The sequence below is a fragment of the Cupriavidus sp. 01L415 genome, assembly GCF_056400065.1.
Genome location: NZ_JBFTSP010000010.1, coordinates 23797 through 43990, shown reverse-complemented (window position 1 = coordinate 43990; position 20194 = coordinate 23797). Strand labels below are relative to the sequence as shown.

Sequence of the window (20194 nt, the reverse complement as noted above, 5' to 3'; positions counted from 1 at the left end):
CGCTCGCCAACGTGACCCCTACCTTCGCTCATGCCTGACGCCCAGTCGCGCTTCCGCCGCCGGCTGATGTTGTACTACGGGCTGTTCACCCTCGGGCTGTTCGGCTTTGTCGGCATGATGGGCTTGCTCGAGCATTCCAACGCCGACGCCCTGTGGCTCGGCTACGTGTTCCTGTTCGTCACGATTGCGATCTATGCGTGCATCGGGCTGATTTGCCGGACATCGGACCTCACCGAGTACTACGTGGCGGGGCGGCGCGTGCCCGCGTTGTTCAACGGCATGGCCATCGCCGCGGACTGGATGAGCGCGGCATCCTTCATCGGCCTGGCCGGCATCCTGTTCGCTTCCGGTTACGAGGGGCTGGCCTACGTGATGGGCTGGACCGGCGGGTACTGCCTGGTGGCTTTCCTGCTCGCGCCATACCTGCGCAAGTACGGCGGCTATACGATTCCCGATTTCCTCGCTGCCCGCTACGGCAATGGCAAGCCTGGCGGCAACATGCCCGTGCGGGCGATTGCCGTGCTGGCGGCATCGCTGTGCTCGTTCGTTTATCTGGTCGCCCAGATACAGGGGGTGGGGCTGATCGTCACGCGCTTCATCGGCGTGGAGTTTGCGGTCGGTGTGTTCTTCGGGCTGGCCGGCATCCTGGTCTGCTCGTTCCTGGGCGGCATGCGCGCGGTCACCTGGACGCAGGTAGCGCAGTACATCATGCTGATCGCGGCGTTCCTGCTGACCGTGTCGCTGATCGCGTGGAAGCATCACCACGAGGTGTTGCCGCAGGTCAGCTACGGTTCGCTGCTGGTCCAGATCGACAAGGCCGAGAAGCGGCTGGATCGCGACCCCGCCGAGCTACAGGTGCGCGAGATGTTCCGCCAGCAGGCGATCCAGCTGCAGGATCGCATTGCGCGCCTGCCGCAATCATTCGATGAGGAGCGCAACGCGCTGGACGCGAAGCTGCTGGACCTGCGTGCCCGCAACGCGCCGCTGCGCGAGATCAAGGGCGTCGAGCGCGAACGGCAGGCGTTTCCGGTGGATGTGGCCGATGCCCAGCAGCAGTGGGGTCAGATGCGCGAAGACGCGCTGGCACGCAGCCAGCCGCTGACGCCGTCGACCGAGCCATATCCCGCACCGTCCGAGCAAGATCGCAAGACCAAGCGGCTGAATTTCGTGCTGCTGGTGTTCTGCCTGATGCTGGGCACGGCCAGCCTGCCGCACATCCTCACGCGGCTCTACACCACGCCATCGGTGAAAGAGACGCGCAACTCCGTGGCATGGGCTGTGTTTTGCATCGCCTTGCTGTATGTGTCGGCGCCCACGCTGGCGGCGCTGGTCAAGGTGGAATTCTTCCAGCACCTGGTCGGCACGCCGTACGCGGAGCTGCCCCAATGGGTGGTGCAGTGGCGCAAGGTGGATCCGCCGGTGTTCGGGATTCGCGATGTCAACGGCGACGGCATCGTCCAGTGGGCGGAAGTCCTGATCCAGCCGGACATGATCGTGCTGGCCGCCCCGGAAATCGCCGGCCTGCCGTATGTGATCTCGGGGCTGGTGGCGGCCGGCGCGTTGGCCGCGGCGCTGTCCACCGCCGATGGACTGCTGCTGACGATTGCCAACGCGCTGTCTCACGACGTCTACTATCACATGATCGACCGGCAGGCGAGCCACCAGCGGCGCGTGACCACGGCCAAGATCGTGCTGCTGGGGGTGGCGCTGTTCGCGTCGTACGTCACGTCGCTGCGGCCGGGGAATATTCTGTTCCTGGTAGGGGCGGCGTTCTCGCTGGCAGCATCGAGCTTCTTCCCCGTCCTGGTGCTGGCGATCTTCTGGCGCCGCACGACAGCGGCCGGCGCCGTGGCCGGCATGGCCACCGGTCTGGCCGTGGCGGTCTACTACATCTTCGTCAACTATCCGTTCTTCACGCGGATGACGGGGATTTTTGGCAACCGCTGGTTCGGCGTGGACCCGATCGCCTCGGGCGCCTTCGGCGTCCCGGCAGGCTTCGCCGCGGCCATCCTGGTGAGTCTGGTGACACCGAGAAACGCCCCGGTCATCGACCGCATGGTCAACTATCTGCGCAAGGGGTAGGCGAGGAGGGCGGTTGTGTCCGCGCGACGGGAAAGGGGCTGGACAGGCTGGCAAGCTCTGCTATAATCGCGGACTTCCCGGAGAGATGGATGAGCGGTTTAAGTCGCACGCCTGGAAAGCGTGTATAGGTTAATAGCCTATCGGGGGTTCGAATCCCCCTCTCTCCGCCAGAACACCAGCCGCAAAGCCCTATAAATCAAGGGCTCTGCGGCTTTGTTGTTTTTGGCCTCTGGGTCTGAAATAGGGTCGAGGTGGCTGTGGAATGACAGCCTTTACGCCAGCGTCTCATCCGTTCGGAGTGAGTAATGGAGCAAAGTGCAGTGGACACTGCAGTGGCAACGTCATCCGAGGCCCCGAGTGTGGGCAATCACCGCGCAACAGCGCCGGTGTGGATCGCGGCGGTGGCGGCGCTGGTCATCTTCCTGTTTCCCATGCTGCCGTACCTGCCGGCTCAGGCTAAGCCCTTCGATTTTTGGGTTCACATCGAATATGCGAAGTCGATTCACAAGTTTGCGGATATCGTATCGCCGCACTTCTTGTTTCAGATTCTGCTGATTGCCGCCAACCGACTCACGGGGATTTCCTATGAGATAGCCACGGTCGCGCTGATGTCTTTGTGCTACGCATCGATGGCGGCGGTTATTGCGCTTCGTATCGAGAGGTTGATCCCTTCGCTTAGCCTGTTGTCAAAAGTCTCTGCTGCGGTGCTGGTGCTGGTTGCATCGCACATATTTCTGCAATCAGCCTTCAGTCTGAATTTTTATCGCGGTTATATTGCGCCAACGGTCTATCACAATCCGACGCAAGTACTATCAAAAGCGCTTGCGGTTCCAGTGGTTGCCGCTTATTTCATGCTGGCCTTCGAAGGCCGTAACCACTGGGCGTGGCGAGTGCTTTTGCCAATTGGCATTGTCTTGTCTGCAGTGGCGAAGCCGTCGTTCCTGATCGCGTTTCTGCCTTGCGTTTGTGCTGTCGAACTTTACCGTGGTCTCTCCGGATCGTGGCGGTTAGCCGCCCGCAACTTGGCGCTGGTCGCCGTACCTGCCAGCATTGCGCTGGCGCTACAGTTCCTGATGACTTTCAACGGGGCTGGCGAGGGGCAGGGGCTGACATTTGCGCCTTTCGTCGTCTACGGAGGCTCATCTGATGTGTTGGCCAAACTGCCCGCGTCCTTGCTGTTTCCCTTAGTGGCAGGCGCGGTCATTTGGCGTCAGCGTGCCTGGTCCAACGAACTGCGGTTTGCGTGGTTCATGTACGTGGTGGGAATGGCAATCAGTCTCTGCGTTGCCGAGTCAGGTCCGCGCATGATGCATGGCAATTTCGCTTGGACCGGACAGACGGTGACATTCTTGCTTTACGTGGAAAGCACGATAGCGCTGACGGGGATGCCATGGCGGCGAGCATGGCCCGCCTGGGGCGCTTTTGGGCTGCATGTGCTATTCGGGGTTGTATGGTATCTGGCCGCATATTTCCTGCCTCTCGGCACTTTTCTGTAGCTACCAATGAACTCGATTCGCGATAGCCGCCTCCACTTTCTGGATGGATTGCGCGGCTGGGGGGCCCTAGTTGTTCTCCTGGCGCATACATTCGGCGAAGGATTTCCGATTAGCGATCGGGTCACGTTGATACTTTCGCGAATGGGCATCTTCAATGCAGGGCTCGCGGTATGGGTGTTTTTCGTTGTATCCGGATTCTCGCTATCGATCGGTTTTTGTCGCCGTCATGACCCAACCATTCTGACTGGCATCTCGCTCGGGCGATACGCGCGGCTGGCTGTCCCGATTCTTGTCGTTGCGCTGCTGCTGTACCTATTCTTTGCCCTGGGTCTTGTACCGTCTGTCGAACACCGCTTGCCGATATTTCAGGCCTTCCTCCCCACTGGCCCCACCTTGCTGAATGTGTTTCGATTCTCGCTTTTCGACGTCTTCTTTGCATATGATCCCGCGAAAACGTTGATCGGTCCCCTATGGACCATGAGTTTTGAGCTATGGGGCTCAGCGCTCGTCATTGGCACGTTGTTCGTGGCAGGCCGGCTCGATCGTCGCGTGTATCTGTATGCTGTGCTTGGCGTGGTGACATTCCTTGTCGATCCCATATACACGGCATTCATCATTGGCCTTGTTCTTGCCGAGGTACATGCGTCAGGAGTCATGGAGCGCAACCACAGTCTGTGGGGGAAAGCGTTACTGCTGATTTTCGGGGCAGGCATACTTTGCGCAGGCTTTCTTCCTGTGATCGGCAATCGGCCGGGGGCATATTTGGTCGTTGCTGTCATGCTGACGGCGTCGTCGGTATTCAGCAGGCTAATCTCGAATTTTCTTTCTGGCGACCTCAGTCGCTTTCTGGGTCGCATATCGTTTCCGCTCTACCTGATACATGGACCGCTTTTCCTCGCGTATGGCAACAATGCCTATCGATGGATAGAGGACCCGACTCACGTTCAGAAGCTGTTGTTAAACCTCTCGATTGTCGCGATCTGCATAGGGTGCGCGACATTACTGTCTTCTGTGGACCGGCTTGGGATCATCGCTGCAAAGAGGTTCAGCGGTTACATCATGTCTCGCCGTGGGCAACGATTGTCTGGGGAGACTATCTCCTAACCCTCAGAAGACCCGGGCCAACCACGCCCGCGAGTTCACGCACCGGCCTGCGTCACCCGATTGCGACCATCCCGCTTGGCCTTGTACAGCGCTTCGTCGGCGCGCACGCGTTTCCGCTTCGACGAAAGCTGGGAGCTTGCCTCGATCTCCAGTCCACGGCTCCAACGCACGCCCACCGCCTGAACAGATACCCACCCAATCAGATCGCCTCCGCCTCACGACGAAGCCACGGGCGGATGAATCCATGCCGGAAGCTGGCGCACCAACTGCCTGGCCGCCGCGCGCACTTCCTCCAACGCTTGCTCGATGATGGGCGACAAGGATGAGCCCTTGCGTCTGACGATGCCGACGGATCGGATCGGGCCATCCTCGATCTGGCAAAGTCGCATACCCCGCAAATCCAGGAGCGGCATGACGCCCAGGTAAGGTTGAATCGCGATGCCCACTTCCTGGCGCACGAACCCCGTCGCGGTGGCCACCTGGTCAAATGAAAGTTTCGGTCGGAAGACGACGCCTCGCTGCAGGAAGGCCGCACTCACATACTCCTTGGCGGTGCTTGCATCGGTGCCGCTGATCAGCGGCAGGTCGACAAGCTCTTCCATGCGCATGGTTGGTCGCACCAGTTTTTTCCATGCCGCTGGTGCCAGCAGGGCAAAGCGGTCGCGCATGACTTCCTCGTACTCCAGTTCGGGGTGCGAGGGGGCGGCGGACGCCAGGGCGAAATCCACCTGGTAGTTGATCAGGCGCTGGATCGTGGACGCATTGGTGCCGTCATGAATGGTGAAGCGTGTTCCGGCGAAGCGGCTCTCCAGTTTGGCGCACACGCCAGGCAGCACGGCGTTCGCGAGCGATGGGATCGCGGCGATGGCCACATGGTTGGCTTCCAGGTCGGCCAGGCTCTGCAGGCGTTGAAGGCCGCTGTCGTATTCGCCGACCACGCGCCTTGCGAGTGAAGTCATGCGTTCGCCGGCCGGCGTCAGGCGCACCGAGCGCGTCGAGCGCTCGAACAGGGTGACGCCCAGTTCCGCCTCCAGGTCCTTCACGGCCTTGCTCAGCGATGGTTGCGTGACGAAGAACTGCTCGGCCGTGCGGCTGAAGTTGAGCGACTCGGCAAGCGCCAGGAAGATTCGGAGCTGGCGGGGGATCACATTCACGCTGCGTTCCTTTGATCGTGCGGGTTGAACCCTCCGCGCCACGGCGAAGGGGACGATTAATTCCTGAATCCTATCATTGGATAGATATAAAGAATTTCACTTATCAATCGCCGCTACTTACGATGTGCACCACGTCGGCGGATGTGACCGCCCAAGGCGCCATACGAGGAGCGCCGTACAAGGAGATAAGTCGAATGTTCAAACTGACCAACAAGGTTGCCCTGATCATGGGGTGCGGCTCCGTGGCACAAGGCTGGGGTAACGGCCGGACCATGGCAGTCCTGATGGCCCGCCAGGGCGCCACGATCTTTGGCACCGACCTGCACCTCGAGAACGCGGAAGATACGCGCAAGCGCATCGAGGAAGAAGGCAACGTGGCAACGGTGGTGCGGTGCGATTCCACCAGGGCCGAAGACGTGGAGCGCGCGGTGAACGGCTGCCTCGAGCAGCACGGTCGCATCGACATCCTGGTCAACAACGTTGGGCTGTCGCAGCCTGGTGGTCCCGTGGATATGACGGAAGCCGTCTGGGATGCGCAGATCGAAGTGAACCTGAAGGGTGCGTTCCTCGCCTGCAAGCACGTACTGCCCGTCATGCGCAAACAGGGCGCCGGTTCGGTCATCAATGTGTCGTCGGTTGCCGGCCTGCGCTACGTGGGCAAGCCCCAGGTCGCCTACGCCGCGGCAAAGGCTGCGCTGATCCAGTTCACGAAGACGACGGCCGTCATTCACGCTGCGGAGGGTATCCGCCTGAACTGCGTGGTGCCCGGGCTGATGCAAACGCCTCTGCTCGACAACCTGGTCCAGAAGTACGCGCAAGGCGATCCGGATGGCTTCCTCGCGCGCCGAAACAATCAGATTCCGATGAAGCATATGGGCGATGCCTGGGACACGGCCCATGCCGCCCTGTTCCTGGCAGCCGACGAGAGCCGGTACGTCACCGGCACCGAGATCGTCATCGACGGCGGCCTGATCGCAAGCACGCCCTGATTCCGGCATTGGCGTCCAGCCGGGCATACGTGCTCGCGGACGCGGGGCAGACCATACCAGAAAAAAATAGGAGACAAAGATGGCATCCTTCTATCGGAGGTTGTTCAATGCCGCGGTGTTCGCCCTATGCGCCGGCGCCAGCGCATTGGCCTCGGGGCAGACGTACCCGCATCAGCCGATCCGGCTGATCGTACCGTTCGCGCCGGGCGGCGCTGTCGACCAGACGGCGCGCATCATCAGTGTGGCCCTCGGCGAGAAGCTCGGGCAACCCATCGTGATCGAGAACAAGCCGGGTGCAGGCGGATCCATCGGCGCGGCGGAGATCGCGCGAGCCAAGCCCGATGGCTATACGCTGATGCTGGCGCTCGATACGCAGGCGGCCAACTACCAGATCATGAAGGGCTTGCGGTACGACACCTTCAAGTCCTTCGACTACCTGAACCTGCTGGTGACGACACCGCAAATCCTGGTGACCCGGGGCGATCTCCCCGTGAAGAACCTGGAAGAGTTGATCGCGTATCTGAAAGCCCACCCGGGCACGACCTACGGCACTTCGGGGCTGGCCTCCGCAGGGCACGTCAACAGTGCGCAGATGGCCCTGGCTCGTCAACTCAAGACCACTCACGTTCCCTACAAGGGCGCTGCCCCGATGATCACAGACCTGCTGGGAGGGCATATCGACTTCGCCTTCGCCGGCATATCGGTGCTGCTCCCCCATATCCAGGCGGGCAAGGTCCGTGCAATCGCCGTAGGCTCGTCGAAGCGGTCTGCGCTGTTGCCGGGTGTCCCCACGATGAGCGAGTCCATCCCGGGGCTGGAGTATCCCACCTGGGTCGGTCTGGTCGCGCCGAGTGGACTGCCGGCGGACACGCGGAACAAGATCGTGGCGGCCACCTCGGAAGTCATGCGCAACCCGGAAGTCGCCCGGCACTTCGCCCAGAACGGATTCGACATCGTGAACAGCACGCCGGACGCATTCAAGGCGAGACTGGCAAAGGATGCCGGTACGCTTGAAGACCTGATCCGGCGCAAGGTACTGGGCAGCGAACCCATCTGACCTTTGTGTGAACGCGGCCTCGCCATGGCCGCGTTCGCCAGACAACCTGCTACCAATCTACCCATGATCGTTTCATTCAATCCCTCCACGGGTGCGGAGCTCGGCCGCTATCCGCTCGATCGCCCGGAAGATGTCGAGCGCAAGCTGCAACGCGCGGCGCAGGCGCAACAGGCCTGGCGCATGCGGTCGGTGCAAGAGCGCTGCGTGCTTCTGGCGGAAGTGGCAAAGGTGCTTCGCCGTAACCGTGATCAATATGCGGCCATGATCACCGCCGAGATGGGGAAGCCGCTCGCGGAAGCCGAGGCCGAAATCGAGAAATCGGCGTGGACTTGCGACTTCTATGCCGATGCCGCGCCGGGCTTCCTCGCCGACGTCCGCGTTCCGAGCAATGCGGCGGATAGCCGCGTGGTATTCGACCCGCTGGGCGTGGTTCTCGCGGTGATGCCCTGGAACTACCCGTTCTGGCAGTTCATTCGATTTGCCGCCCCCGCACTCGCCGCGGGAAATGCGGCCCTGCTCAAGCATGCCAACAACGTGCCCCAATGCGCGCTGGCGCTGGCGGACGTCTTCCGGGAAGCCGGCGCGGCCGAGGGCCTGGTTTCCACGTTGATGATCGATGCATCGGAGGTGGCCGGCGTTCTGGCCGATGTACGCGTTGCGGCGGTGACGCTCACCGGTTCGACGGCCGTTGGCAAGCTGGTTGCCGCCCAGGCCGGTAGCCTGATGAAGAAGCAGGTCCTGGAACTCGGCGGTTCTGATCCGTTCATCGTGCTGGCCGACGCGGACGTGGAGGCTGCCGCAAACATGGCGGTGAAGGCGCGGTTCTCGAACACGGGCCAGAGTTGCATTTCCGCCAAGCGTTTTATTGTGGAAGACGCCGTTGCAGACCGCTTCGTCGCCGCCTTCTGCGCCGCCACGCGCATGCTGCGAGTTGGCGACCCAACGGATCGCAGCACAACCGTGGGCCCGCTGGCCAGATCCAATCTGCGCAGCGATCTCCATTCGCAGGTGGAGCGCAGTGTTAGCGCAGGCGCCGTGGTCGCGCTGGGCGGCCATCCGATCGAGGGACCGGGTTTCTTCTACGCGCCGACCATTCTGGACCGGGTCACACCAGACATGGCCGCAGCCGTGGAGGAAACGTTCGGGCCCGTTGCGGCAGTCATTCGGGTCGGCAGCGCTGACGAGGCCATCGCGATGGCGAATGCCACCGAGTTTGGCCTGGGCGCGGCACTCTGGACCGGCGATCTGGAGCGGGCCCACTCGCTGGCCCGGCGCATCGAGGCTGGCGCGGTGTTCGTAAACGGCCTGGTTGCCTCCGATCCGCGGTTGCCCTTCGGTGGCGTCAAACAATCCGGCTACGGCCGCGAACTTGGCGAGTTCGGTATCCGCGAGTTCACCAATATCAAGACGGTGTGGGTTGGCCCTGCCCACTGAACCTATTCTTCATTCTCAAGGCAATGCCATGATCAAGACAGAATCCAATGCCGTGCTGCTGAAGCCCGACACCATCAAGACACATGAGCGCGGCGGCGGCGCCCGCACGACGCCCCTGGTGGGGAAGGGGGCGGGCGCCACGGCTTTCATCACGGGCTATACCGAGTTCGGTGGAGGCGCCGAGATTCCTTTCCACCACCACAATGCCGAAGAGAGTGTTGTGCTGATCGATGGCGAGGCCATCTTCGATATCGATGGACAATCGATTCCCGTCAAGAAGGGCGACGCCACCTTCATTCCCCCGAACGTGCCGCATCGCTTCCGCAATGCGTCGGCGACGGCGCCCATGAAGATCCTGTGGATCTATGGCTCCACGGACGCGAGCCGCACCCTTGTGGAGACCGGCGAGACTCGTCCCATTGCCGCCGAGCACAACAGCTAAAGCGATAGCGCTTCCGCCCAGCCGCGCTCGGTTGCGTGCGGCGGGCTTCCGGGAAGCCCGAGCTGGCGCCGCATCACGTCGGCGCGGTTCTGCCTTTGAGAAGAGCGGTCGAACGCCCGCGCGTTCATGCTCCGGCCCGCGTCACGCGATTGCGGCCGTCCCGCTTGGCCTGGTATAGCGCTTCGTCGGCGCGGCCGTAGGCGTATTCGAACGTGCGCCCCTCGGCGGTCCAGCTGACGCCGAAGCTGGCCGTCACCTCGCGGTCGACCGGCGCGGGGAAGCGGTATCCGGCGATGGCCTCGCGCATGCGCTCCGCCAGGCTCGTCGCTTTGTCCAGCGTCAACCCGGGCAGTAGCGCGGCGAATTCCTCACCGCCCACGCGGCCAATCGCGCCTTCCGTGCCGACTGCGTTCTTCAGGCAGGCCGTGACGCCGCAGATGACGGCATCGCCGACCGGATGGCCGAAGGTGTCGTTGAGCCGCTTGAAATGGTCGATGTCGAGCACGATCAACGCCAGGCTGCCGCGCGCCAATGCCGCGGTGGCGCGGTCGATGACGGCGCCACGGTTCAGTGCGCCGGTCAGCGTGTCGTGCGTCGCGCGATATTCCAGTTCTTGCGCCAGTTCCTGCAGTCGATGGTTGAGCCGGTTCATTTCCAGCTCCTCGCGATCGCTGCGGCGGATCAGCCGGCGCGTCTCGCGCACCAGGCGCTCGTAGTAGCTGATCAGCTGGCCGAGCGTATGGCGGTAGGCCTCCTCGCCCGCATCAACATCGCAAAACACGGCCCTGGCATGGGCCAGGGCGCTGTTCTCCGATTCGAACAGGTCGGGCTCGGACATGGCGACGGGAATGACGGGGGAGGTGGCGGCTGGAACGGCAGCGGCAAGCGGCGGGTTCAACTGCCGGTCGTCACTTCGTCAAAGAACGCGATGGCCGGGAAGTCGGCTTGCAGTTCCTGACCGAACTCCAGGATGGTGTCGTCGTCCTCGTCGTGAAACCAGTGCAGCCGGACGCGGTTGCCACGCTCGGCGGCTTCGTTCAGTGCGTCGAACATGCTGAACAGCATCTTGGTGCTCGAGCTGTTGAAGTAGGTCAGCGCCACGTTGACGGTGACTTCGGCGCCTTCGCGCGCGGCCAGGTATTTGCGCAGGCGCATGATGGCCTCGCCGTAGAACACCGCGGCGTTCTCGGGGTAGGACTCGCCCTTGAGCGAGAGGACGTGCCGCTCGAAGTCGAAGCTGACCTCGGGCGAGGTCGGCGTGGCGGCGATGAACAGGTTTTCCATGGCAGGCTCTTGTCGATACCGTCAGATCGTGGCGACGAGCTGGAACATCGTCGAGACCGGATCGGTATCGATCGGCTGAAAGTTGTACTCCAGGGGTGCGCTGGCATCGCGCGCCATCGTCAGGAAGCCGAGCCCGGCTCCCTTGCTGCCTTGCGGCGCCTCGGCGCGCAGGGTCTGCTTGTAGGCTTGCTTGATTTCGTCGAGCGTCATCGTGCGCAGCGGCTCCAGCGTGGCGCGCAGCTGCTGCACGCGCGCGGTGGCCACGGGGTTCGAGCACATCAGGCGATAGTGTTCGTCCACCATGCTGATGCACACGGACCCGTGGCGTAGCTGCCCGTTGTCCTGCGTGGGCGGCGTCAGTGCGTCGGACGAGTAGTGCACGATGTTCTGCGCCATTTCCACGAACGATGAAAACAGCTTGCGGCGCGTGGTGCCATCCACGCCGCTCACGGCGAGTTGCAGGCGTACCGCGTCGGACATGGCGGCGATGATGTTCTGCGAGAAATACCCGACGTAGTAGAAGATCACTTTACGTTCCCGAGCCATCGCGAAGAAGGGCTCATATTCATGGTCAATCGATTGTGCGGCGGACAGTGCGGGTTGTGCGACGGTCATGTGGGGGGCGAATTGGCGCGCCGTGAGGCTAGCGGGCGCGGAAGCAGAAGAAGGTCAGGTCATCCCGGCGACGATGCGGGCCCTGCCAGGCGCGATGCACCTCAAGCACCGCCTGGCTGATCTGCACGGCCGGGGCGTCGCGGCTGGCGCGGATCGCTTCGCGCATCCGGCGCTTGCCGAAGGCGATCTCCTTCGGGCCGCCGATCTGGTCGATCAGCCCGTCGGTGGTGACAAACACGAGCGTGCCGGTGCGCGTCGGCACCGTGCTGTTTTGCCACGCGAAGTCCATGTCGGTATCGACGTAGCCCACGCCGATCCGGGCGCCATTGAGCATTTCGCCTTCCGCGTCGCCGGGTTGCAGCACGAACAGCGCGGACTTGGCGCCGGCGAAGGTAAGCTGCCGCGTGGCGTTGTCGAACCAGAAGAAGGCGGCATCCATGCCGTCGTCGGACGCCGATGTGCCGGCGTGGCCTTCGAGCTGGCTACCCATCTGGCCGGGCATCTGGCCCAGCATCTGCTTGATGCCGCGGTTGACGGCCATCAGCAGCGCACCGGGATCGCGCGGGCCTTGTTGTTCGATGGCCTGCGTCAGCAGCGACGAGGCGATCAGCGTCATGAACGCGCCGGGCACGCCATGTCCGGTGCAGTCGGCCAGCGCGGCGAACCAGCCGTCCTCGAACGCGGCGAAGTGATAGAAGTCGCCGCCGACCACGTCGCGCGGCTCCCACACCAGTGCGGCGTCGGGCAGCGTGGTCGCCAGCATCTCGCGCGACGTGCGCAGCATCGCCCGCTGGATCGTGCTGGCGTAGTCGATGCTGTGCATGATCTGGCGATTGCGTTCGGCCTGCATGTCGGCCACCACGCGCATCAGCTGCAGGCCCTGGCCCAGGCCAACGAATTTGCCATCACGCGCGATGATGAAGCCGTCCGCGAGTGCTTTCTCGCCGTACTCCACGGCGCGAAAGGTCAGCGCGTCGATGCTCATGGCCGCATCCACCACGAGCGGCTCCTTGTCCATGAACGCGATGCAGCTCTTGCGGTTGTAGAGCTCGCGGTGATACGGCTTGCTCATCTGCGACAGGAAGATCGACCGGTTGATCAGGCCGATCGGCCGGTCGTCCTCGGTCACCGGCAGGCAGGCCAGGTCGCGATGCACGGCAAAGACCTCGAGCACGTCCTGGTTGGTCTGGTCCGTGGTGACAGACGGCCTCGCAACGGCCAGATCCTCCGCGCAAGGCTGCCGGAAGCGCGGACGGGCAGCGAAAGGATCAACCAGGACGCCGGACATGACGGGAGGAGCCAGTGATGGAAAAGTGGCCCCGAGTTTAGGCGGCGTGCGTGTCGTCTCCGTGACGTTTTTCCTTGCAAATCAAAGGTTAAAGCCCCTCTGGAGTGGGGTGGCGGCAGCAGCGCTTTCGCTTGGCCGCGCAGCGCGCTCCCGCCCTTGCCGGCGCGGGGTGGCAGGTTTTCGTGGCCGGGATGCTGAATTTGCATAAAGGCAGGGCAAGCCATGTGGAAGAATGTCTTGTTTCCTGATCCAGTTTCTTGATCCCCTTACCGTGTCCGCCATGTCCGAAGCCGTCGTCTACCTGAATGGGGAGCTCCTCCCCCTGTCCGAAGCCCGCATCCCAGTACTGGATCGCGGCTTCATCTTTGGCGACGGCATCTATGAAGTCATCCCGCTCTACAACGGCAAGCCGTTCCGCGGCCAGCAGCACCTGGCGCGCCTGAAGCGCAGCCTGGCCGCGATCGGCATTCCAGATCCGTACAGCGAGGCCGAATGGCTGGCGCTGATCGATCGCGTGGTGCAAGCCAACGGCCTGTCTGACCAGATGGTCTACATGCAGGTCACGCGCGGCGTGGCAAAGCGCGCGCATGCATTCCCCAAGGACGTCACCCCCACCGTGCTGATCATGACCAACCCGATGGCGCTGCCACCGGCGGCGGCCGTCGAAGCCGGTGTCGCCTGCGTGACGATGGAAGACCGTCGCTGGCTGAACTGCCAGATCAAGTCGACCTCGCTGCTGGGCAACGTGCTGGCCGCGCAGGTCGCCGCCGAGCATGGCGTGACGGAAGCCATCCAGTTCCGCGACGGCTTCCTGACGGAAGCGTCGTCGTCGAACGTGTGGATCGTCAGGAAGGGTCGCCTGGAGGCGCCGCCCAAGGACAACCTGATCCTGGAAGGCATTCGCTACGGCCTGATGGAAGAACTGTGCGCGGCGCTGGATATTTCGCTGGAAGCCCGCCGCATCACACGTGACGAGGTATTTGCCGCCGACGAGGTCATGATTTCCTCGGCCAGCAAGGAACTGCTGGCGGTCGTCACGATCGATGGCCGAACCATCGGCACGGGCAAGCCGGGTCCGTTGTTCCAGCGCCTCTACGCGGGCTACCAGGCGGCGAAATCGGCCCTGTAAGCGGTGCTGTGACCGCCCGGTGGCCGCGTGCTAGGATGCCCGCGGACGAACCACCGAAAGGAGGCCAGTCATGGCCAAGCGCGAGCGCAGCCGGCGTGTCCTGAAGGAAGAGGTCAGCCGGCGCATCCAGCAGATCGACGAGATCGCCGACGATGGAACGCTGATCCGGGTGCCGGACCCCCAGCCGCACGAGCGGGATGCCCGCGGCCGCAACTGGGATATGGGCCGCTTTGGCAACGCGCGCGGCTTCGAGGCCGCGATCCGCGCCGTGGTGGACGAGGTGCGTGAAGAGTTCGACCTCGGCGACGACCCGCCAAGCAGCGTGCCGAACCCGTTCGGCGATTAGTCGCCGACGGAGCGCCAGCGGGTCCCTTCGTATTCCTAGTGTGGCAGGCCGGGGAAGCCTGATTGCGGCCGCCAGCCCTCGATGGCCCGTGCCGGCAGCGGCTGCGAGAACAGGAAGCCCTGGCCCACGTGGCAGCCCTGGTCGAGCAGGAACTGGCGCTGGAAAGCGGTCGTCACGCCCTCGGCCACCACCGTCAGGTTCCGCGCCCGACCGATACGGATCACGGCTTCGACCAGCGTGCGCGTGGGCTCGCTGGTTTCCAGGTCCACCAGGAAACTGCGATCCAGCTTGATCTCTTCCACGGGCAGCCGCGTCAGTCGGCTCAGGCTCGAAAATCCCGTCCCGAAATCGTCGATCGACAGCCGCACGCCCAGCTGGCGCAGCGCCGCAATGGTGGCTTCCGCAGCCGGCGTGAGATCGAGGAAAACACTCTCCGTCAGTTCGATAGTCAGGTCGCCGGCTGGCAGGCCGTTCGCGGCCAGCGCCTGCGCGACCATGTCCGGCAGGCCGGGGTCCCGGATGCACAGCGGCGACAGGTTGACCGAGATCGCCGGCACCGCCGCGCCGCGCGCCCGCCAGCGGGCCTGCTGGGCGCAGGCCTCGCGCACGGCCCAGTAGCCCAGCGCCACGATCAGCCCCGTTTCCTCGGCCAGCGGCACGAAGATGGACGGCGCGATATCGCCGCGCCGCGGATGGGCCCAGCGCGCCAGCGCTTCCACGGCCCACAGGCTGCCGGTCGGCAAATGGATCTGCGGCTGGTAATGCATGCGCAACTGGCCCTCCGCGATGGCCTCGCGCAGTTCCTGCTCCAGCGTGCGGCGGTCGCCGAGGCGGCGGGCGAGGACGCTGTCATACACGCACACGTGGCTGCCGCGCCGCTTGGCCTGGTACACGGCGAGGTCGGCATGGTGCAGCAGCGTCTCGCGGTCGCGCGCGTTCTCCGTCAGCAGGCTGATGCCGATGCTCGCCGACGGCGACAGGCTCAGCCCGCGCGAGATGTGGATCGGTGCTGCCAATGCACGCAGAAGGTGCTGCGCCGTGGCCACGGCGTCATCGCGCGTGCAATGCGGTAGCAGCATCGCGAATTCGTCGCCGGACAGCCGGCCCACGGTATCGTGCTCGCCGGCCTCATGCAGCAGGCGCGCGGCCACTTCGCTCAGGAAGCGGTCGCCGGCCACGTGCCCTTGCACGTCATTGACGCGCTTGAAGTCGTCCAGGTCGATGAACAGCAATGCCAGCGGCGTGCCCTCGGCATTGGCTCGCGTCACGGCTTCGTCGGCACGGGCGAGGAGCAACTGGCGGTTCGGCAGGCCGGTCAGCGCGTCGTAATAGGCCAGCCGGTGGATGCGTTCCTGCGCCTGGTCGTGTGTCAGCGCCAGCGCGCACAGGTGCGCGGCCACGGTCACCAGGTTTTGGTGGAAGGCGTCCGGCAGGCGCGGCTGGGCGAAGCTCAGGGCAAAGGTGCCCAGCACGCGGCCATCGGCGGCGCGCACCGGTGTGGACCAGCTGGCGGCCCAGCCGGCCGCGAGGGCGTGGTCGCGCAGCAGTTCCCAGCGCGGGTCCTGCGCAATGTCGCTGACCGCCACGGGCTGGCCGAGGAAGGCGGCGGCGCCGCAGGACCCCGACTGGAGGCCGATCGGCAGGTTGTCGAAGTGATCGAGGGACGCAGGCTGTGCCGAGGGCATCGCCACCATGCGCAGGCGACCGTCGGCCACGCGCATCACGGAGGCCACGGTGCCCGGCGCCATCCGTTCCACTTGCCGGCAGAGGTCGGCCATGATGTCCGCGGTCGGCAGATCTTGCGCCAACGCTTCCAGCGTCCGGTGCTGGATCGATTCGCGCAGCTTGGTGGCCGTGATGTCGGTCAGCACGCAGACCGCATTGACCAGCCCGCCTTGCCCTGGGGCCTGCGGCGCGGGCCGGCTGCCCGGCCGGGCCATGACCGGGCTGACGGCCACGGACAGCCAGCGCGGCTGGCCGCTCTTGTTGGCCACCAGTGCTTCGCGCTGGAGCGGTCGGCCTTCGATCAGCGGCGCCAGCAGCGGCGGAATCATCTCCGGGCGGGCGTTGATCGGTTTGAGCAGGTCGTGCCAGAGGCGGCCCACGGCCTGATGGCGCTCATAGCCCAGCAGACGCGTGAAGCCGCCGTTGATGTGGCAGACGATGCCGCGGCCGTCGGTGATCATGACCGGATTCTCGGCATGGTCCAGGCACAGCGAGACCATGCGCAGCCCGGCCGGGCTCAGCCCATCGCCACTGTCTTCGCGCAGGAATGCGGCGTACTGCAGGTCGGCGTCATTCGCGGCTACGGATGCGAGGGTGTCGGGGTCGAGGGGAGCAAAGGCGGCCGTGCGCAACTGTGCACGGCGCGTCGTCCCGTCGGGACGCGTGATGGTGAGGTCGAACGCGATGTCGACGTCAGGCTGGCCGGCCTGTCGCGCATGATGGCCGCCAAGGTCGTCCAGCGCGAGCCGGCTCGCGCATCGCCCTAGTACGGCTGAACGCTGCAATCCCCACAAGGCCTCGGCAGCGGCGTTGAACAGGGTGACCTGATTACGCGCGTTGACCACGACCACGGCGTCTATTGCCTGCTCCAGCGCCTGGGTGCGCATGCTTTCTTGCTTTCTTTTATTGGAATTCGGTGATGCGCGCCCGCGCAGGAAACCCCGCTCTCGGCCAGACGGCACAGGCGCGAGTGTACGACCGTTCGTGACGGTTGGCGGGCAGGGTTTGCCCGGCATTTCGCATGGCGGGACACGGCGTCAACCCATCTTCGGGGTCACCGTGGCCGGGGGCGTCAGTGCCGGGGCGGATCTGACCGCACTACCTGGCGAATTAGAGTGTTTCTTCGGTTTCTAGTCGACCGTGACGATGATCGCTACGCGGCGGTTCTCGGCCCGCCCCGCGGCGGTGCGGTTGTCGGACACCGGGCGGGATTTGCCCAGGCCACGCACCTCGATGTGCTCGCGGGGAAAGCCGCACGCGGACAGCAAGCGGGCCACGGCCTCGGCGCGCCGGACGGAGAGCTGCTGGTTGTAGGCAACGGTGCCGGCGGCGTCGGTATGGCCGTCCACGCGCAGCCGCTCGATGCCGGCGGCATTGAGCGCCAGGCCCACGCGCACGACGGCGCCGCGGCGCTCCGGGGTAATCAAGTCTTCATCGAAGCCGAACAGCACCTTGTGCGAGAGACCCAGTTCCCAGCCGTTATCGGTCAGCGCAAAGCCTTCATCCTTCAGCACCGCAATCTGGGCCGGCGTGAGCTTGCCGGGCGGCGGCTGCTGCGGCGCGCTCTGGCAACCGCCCAGCGCCAACGCCAGTGCCAGTGCCACGGCGATGCCCATCGCACCGAGCCACCGGTGGCCCGGTTGGCAGCCGGATTGGCGGCCGGTCGGGCGGAGCGTCATTGCGACCTCCTACACGTGCGCGTCTGGCGGGATGGTCTCGGCGCTGCGCCAGGTGGCGCCTGACTGGCGCTTGGCGCCGTACATGGCGGCATCGGCCGCGTGCAGCAGCGCGGAGCCGGCACGGGCGTGGAACGGATAGACGGCCATGCCGATGCTGAGCGGCGCGACGATGTGCGTGCCGTCCGGCAGCGCGATCGGGTCCGCCATGACGGCAAGGATGTGCTCGGCCACCAGCACGGCGTCTTCCGGCTGCCGCAGCGGGCCCACCAGCACGGCGAATTCGTCGCCGCCCAGGCGCGCGACCAGGTCGCTCTCGCGCACGCAGGTGCGAATGCGCTGGGCGATGCCGACGAGCACGGCATCGCCGGCGGCATGGCCATAGCGGTCGTTGATGCCCTTGAAGTCGTCACTGTCCAGGTAAAGCAAGGCGGCGTTTTGGTTGCACGCCGCCGCGGTGCGCACGGCATGCTCGAGCGCTTCGGTAAAGGCGGCGCGGTTGAGCAATCCTGTCAGGCTGTCGTGGGTGGCGCGGTGCGCCAGCGAACGGTTCTCATGCTGTAGCTGGTTCTGCCACGCCTCCAGCTCATCCAGCAGCACGTTGAAGTCTTCCGAAAGCGCGTTGAGTTCCGCGATCCGCGCCGGCGGCAGGCGCTGGTCGAACGCACGTTCGGACCGCACCGCATGGGCCACGCGCATGAGGTTTCGCACCGGGTCGATGATGTGGACGATCATGCGGCTGGACATGTAGTGCGCGCCCACGGCCGTCAGCAACAGGCACGCCAGCAGGCCCAGCGTGCCCTGCAGCAGGAAATGCAGCAGGGCGATGGGGTCGCCCGCCACGCGCACGCTGCCCACCTGCAAGGATTCGTGATAGATCGGCTGCTCCACCGGGCCGGACGTCAGCAGGTCGCCAGCCAGCCTGCGCAATTGCGGAAAGCGGTCCTGGCCGGGGCGCTGCCACGTGACCAGCGGCTGGTGGTCTCGGTCGAACACCGCGACGGTGGTGACGTCCTCGCCGGCGGCGATGACGGAAAGGGTCTCGGCCGCGGCGGCTTCGTCGCGGAACACGACTGGCGCTTCCAGCGTATAGGCAATGGAGCGCGCCACGAGCCGCAGGTTGTGGTCGGCATAGACGCGTAGCGCGGTCAGGCCGAGCGCAGTCAGCGAAAGCCCGGCCGTGCAGACGGCGATCAGAGCGACGCTGAGGTGGATACGCCGCAGCGTGCTGTAGAGCGTGGGCCGCGCGTGAGTGGCAGGCGGCGCGGGCGGAGAAGGTGGGGTAGGGCGCGGGCCGGGCGTGTTCATGATGCCGGCGTCTTGCGACGTCCCAGTTGCAGCACACCCGGGTGGACATGAATGCCGCTGCGGGCGATGGAATCGAGGTTCACGCGGAACGAGACCTGGTTCTCGCGAATATTCAGGCAGAACATGCTGCCAACCTCACATTCGAAGTCTTCTTCGGCGATGACCAGCACCGGGCGCCCAGTCAGGTCGGCCGCCAGCTTCTTGCGGCGCGTATCGGTCATGGTGCCGAGGTACAGCGCATCGCAGTCCGGTGTCAGGGCATCGCTCATCACGTCCACGCGCCGCACCTCGACCAGGCGTCCGGTGGATAGCGTGCCGCCTTCCATCAGCTTGCCGGCGTAGCGGGTGCCGTTGTCAACGCACAGGCGCAGCGTCTCGCGTTCGGCGGGCCAGCGGGCGTAGCTGAGCAGGCTCATGACGACACGCGCGACCGCCTCCGGGCGCGGCACCGGCGCGGCGGCGGGTGCGGAGGCTGGTGCCGCGGCCGAGGCCGGAGATTGTGTTGCCTGTGGCGTCTGTGCGGCCACGGCAGGCGTCAGTACGATGGGCATCGCGCCAGCCAGCCATGCCAGCAACGCGGCCAGTCCATGGCGGCGGGCGCGGGCGATGCTGCGCCGTGGCCGATCAGGGAGCGGACAACCTGGTTCAGCCATGGGGTGCTGGGGAGGGTGGATGGCGATGCGCGGCAATTTGGTGGCGGTTGGTACTCCAATGGGTGTCGGCACTTGTCAAAAAAACTGTAGCCTGAAATGCACGCGGTGGCACTGGGTCAAACGCTGTAGGCGGGTGCCGGTCGTCTGGATTGGATGTGCTAGAGTTTGTGGACGCGTTTGTCTACGGAGGAGCACCATGGCGACCGAATCCAGACCGCAGCTGAAGGCTTTCGTGCAGACCGCGCCCCAGGCAGGGCGCTATGTGTGGGTCATTTCCCTGGTGGACTTCAGTGCGCAGCAGATCCGGCGCACCATGGTGTCCGACGACACCTTCACGACGTCAGACGCCGCGCGCGTGGCGGGCGACGCCGAACTGAAAGCGATGGCCGCCGATCACTGACGGCCACCGGCG

At 64.7% G+C, this 20194-nt stretch carries 20 protein-coding genes and 1 tRNA gene; 11 read left to right on the top strand and 10 right to left on the bottom strand.

Annotation, left to right across the window (positions count from 1 at the left end; all coding sequences use genetic code 11):
* Positions 1-30 precede the first annotated feature (30 nt).
* From AC1DOX_RS16655 to AC1DOX_RS16640, 4 genes are all read left to right on the top strand, one after another.
* On the top strand, positions 31-2082 hold the full coding sequence (locus AC1DOX_RS16655) for a sodium:solute symporter family protein (RefSeq protein WP_441619924.1): 2052 nt from the start codon (positions 31-33) through the stop codon (positions 2080-2082).
* A gap of 79 nt (positions 2083-2161) precedes the next feature.
* Positions 2162-2252 (top strand) — tRNA-Ser (locus AC1DOX_RS16650).
* A gap of 135 nt (positions 2253-2387) precedes the next feature.
* Entirely contained in the window at positions 2388-3578 is a 1191-nt protein-coding gene (locus tag AC1DOX_RS16645) for a hypothetical protein (RefSeq protein WP_441619922.1), read from the top strand.
* Between the two features lie 6 nt (positions 3579-3584).
* Positions 3585-4682, top strand: coding sequence for an acyltransferase family protein (locus tag AC1DOX_RS16640; protein WP_441619920.1), 1098 nt, complete (start codon positions 3585-3587; stop codon positions 4680-4682).
* 35 nt (positions 4683-4717) lie between these two features.
* On the opposite strand, the gene AC1DOX_RS16635 is transcribed toward AC1DOX_RS16640, so the two are convergent.
* Positions 4718-4852 (bottom strand): hypothetical protein, encoded by a 135-nt coding sequence (locus AC1DOX_RS16635; RefSeq protein ID WP_441619918.1) that lies wholly within the window; start codon positions 4850-4852, stop codon positions 4718-4720.
* Positions 4853-4897: 45 nt separating this feature from the next.
* Complete coding sequence (locus AC1DOX_RS16630) at positions 4898-5836, bottom strand: LysR family transcriptional regulator (RefSeq protein WP_441619916.1); 939 nt, start codon at positions 5834-5836, stop codon at positions 4898-4900.
* A 194-nt stretch (positions 5837-6030) separates the two neighbouring features.
* Between AC1DOX_RS16630 and AC1DOX_RS16625 the strand changes: the two genes are divergently transcribed.
* From AC1DOX_RS16625 to AC1DOX_RS16610, 4 genes are all read left to right on the top strand, one after another.
* A complete protein-coding gene (locus AC1DOX_RS16625; RefSeq protein WP_441619914.1) occupies positions 6031-6825 on the top strand; it encodes an SDR family NAD(P)-dependent oxidoreductase in 795 nt (264 codons plus the stop codon).
* Between the two features lie 79 nt (positions 6826-6904).
* Positions 6905-7882, top strand: a complete 978-nt coding sequence (locus tag AC1DOX_RS16620) for a Bug family tripartite tricarboxylate transporter substrate binding protein (protein ID WP_441619912.1) — start codon at positions 6905-6907, stop codon at positions 7880-7882.
* A 63-nt stretch (positions 7883-7945) separates the two neighbouring features.
* Positions 7946-9316 carry an NAD-dependent succinate-semialdehyde dehydrogenase gene (locus AC1DOX_RS16615; RefSeq protein WP_441619910.1) on the top strand — a complete coding sequence of 457 codons (1371 nt, stop codon included), beginning with the start codon at positions 7946-7948 and terminating at the stop codon, positions 9314-9316.
* Between the two features lie 28 nt (positions 9317-9344).
* On the top strand, positions 9345-9758 hold the full coding sequence (locus tag AC1DOX_RS16610; RefSeq protein ID WP_092134460.1) for a cupin domain-containing protein: 414 nt from the start codon (positions 9345-9347) through the stop codon (positions 9756-9758).
* 124 nt (positions 9759-9882) lie between these two features.
* Here the strand turns inward: AC1DOX_RS16610 and AC1DOX_RS16605 are convergent, their stop codons facing one another.
* The 4 genes from AC1DOX_RS16605 to AC1DOX_RS16590 are packed head-to-tail and all read right to left on the bottom strand — an operon-like array spanning position 9883 to position 12945.
* Complete coding sequence (locus AC1DOX_RS16605) at positions 9883-10596, bottom strand: GGDEF domain-containing protein (protein WP_441620044.1); 714 nt, start codon at positions 10594-10596, stop codon at positions 9883-9885.
* A gap of 56 nt (positions 10597-10652) precedes the next feature.
* Positions 10653-11042, bottom strand: a complete 390-nt coding sequence (locus AC1DOX_RS16600) for a DUF1987 domain-containing protein (protein ID WP_441619908.1) — start codon at positions 11040-11042, stop codon at positions 10653-10655.
* A gap of 21 nt (positions 11043-11063) precedes the next feature.
* Positions 11064-11657, bottom strand: a complete 594-nt coding sequence (locus AC1DOX_RS16595) for a SiaB family protein kinase (RefSeq protein ID WP_441619906.1) — start codon at positions 11655-11657, stop codon at positions 11064-11066.
* Between the two features lie 28 nt (positions 11658-11685).
* Positions 11686-12945 (bottom strand): SpoIIE family protein phosphatase, encoded by a 1260-nt coding sequence (locus AC1DOX_RS16590; RefSeq protein WP_441619904.1) that lies wholly within the window; start codon positions 12943-12945, stop codon positions 11686-11688.
* A 280-nt stretch (positions 12946-13225) separates the two neighbouring features.
* Between AC1DOX_RS16590 and AC1DOX_RS16585 the strand changes: the two genes are divergently transcribed.
* Both AC1DOX_RS16585 and AC1DOX_RS16580 read left to right on the top strand, forming a co-directional pair.
* The gene (locus AC1DOX_RS16585) at positions 13226-14074 is read left to right on the top strand and encodes a D-amino acid aminotransferase (RefSeq protein ID WP_441619902.1); all 849 of its coding nucleotides are present in this window, start codon (positions 13226-13228) and stop codon (positions 14072-14074) included.
* Positions 14075-14144: 70 nt separating this feature from the next.
* The gene (locus AC1DOX_RS16580) at positions 14145-14420 is read left to right on the top strand and encodes a hypothetical protein (protein ID WP_441619900.1); all 276 of its coding nucleotides are present in this window, start codon (positions 14145-14147) and stop codon (positions 14418-14420) included.
* Between the two features lie 35 nt (positions 14421-14455).
* Here the strand turns inward: AC1DOX_RS16580 and AC1DOX_RS16575 are convergent, their stop codons facing one another.
* From AC1DOX_RS16575 to yfiR, 4 genes are all read right to left on the bottom strand, one after another.
* A complete protein-coding gene (locus AC1DOX_RS16575; RefSeq protein ID WP_441619898.1) occupies positions 14456-17032 on the bottom strand; it encodes an EAL domain-containing protein in 2577 nt (858 codons plus the stop codon).
* 243 nt (positions 17033-17275) lie between these two features.
* Positions 17276-17761: an outer membrane lipoprotein YfiB gene (yfiB, locus tag AC1DOX_RS16570; protein WP_441620042.1), complete on the bottom strand. Its 486-nt coding sequence runs from the start codon at positions 17759-17761 to the stop codon at positions 17276-17278.
* Between the two features lie 72 nt (positions 17762-17833).
* Positions 17834-19129 (bottom strand): diguanylate cyclase DgcN/YfiN, encoded by a 1296-nt coding sequence (gene dgcN, locus AC1DOX_RS16565; protein ID WP_441619896.1) that lies wholly within the window; start codon positions 19127-19129, stop codon positions 17834-17836.
* Positions 19126-19782 carry a regulatory sequestration protein YfiR gene (yfiR, locus tag AC1DOX_RS16560; RefSeq protein WP_441619894.1) on the bottom strand — a complete coding sequence of 219 codons (657 nt, stop codon included), beginning with the start codon at positions 19780-19782 and terminating at the stop codon, positions 19126-19128. Before yfiR ends, dgcN begins: the two co-directional genes overlap by 4 nt.
* Positions 19783-19978: 196 nt before the next feature.
* Between yfiR and AC1DOX_RS16555 the strand changes: the two genes are divergently transcribed.
* Positions 19979-20182 (top strand): hypothetical protein, encoded by a 204-nt coding sequence (locus AC1DOX_RS16555; RefSeq protein WP_092134448.1) that lies wholly within the window; start codon positions 19979-19981, stop codon positions 20180-20182.
* Positions 20183-20194 lie beyond the last annotated feature (12 nt).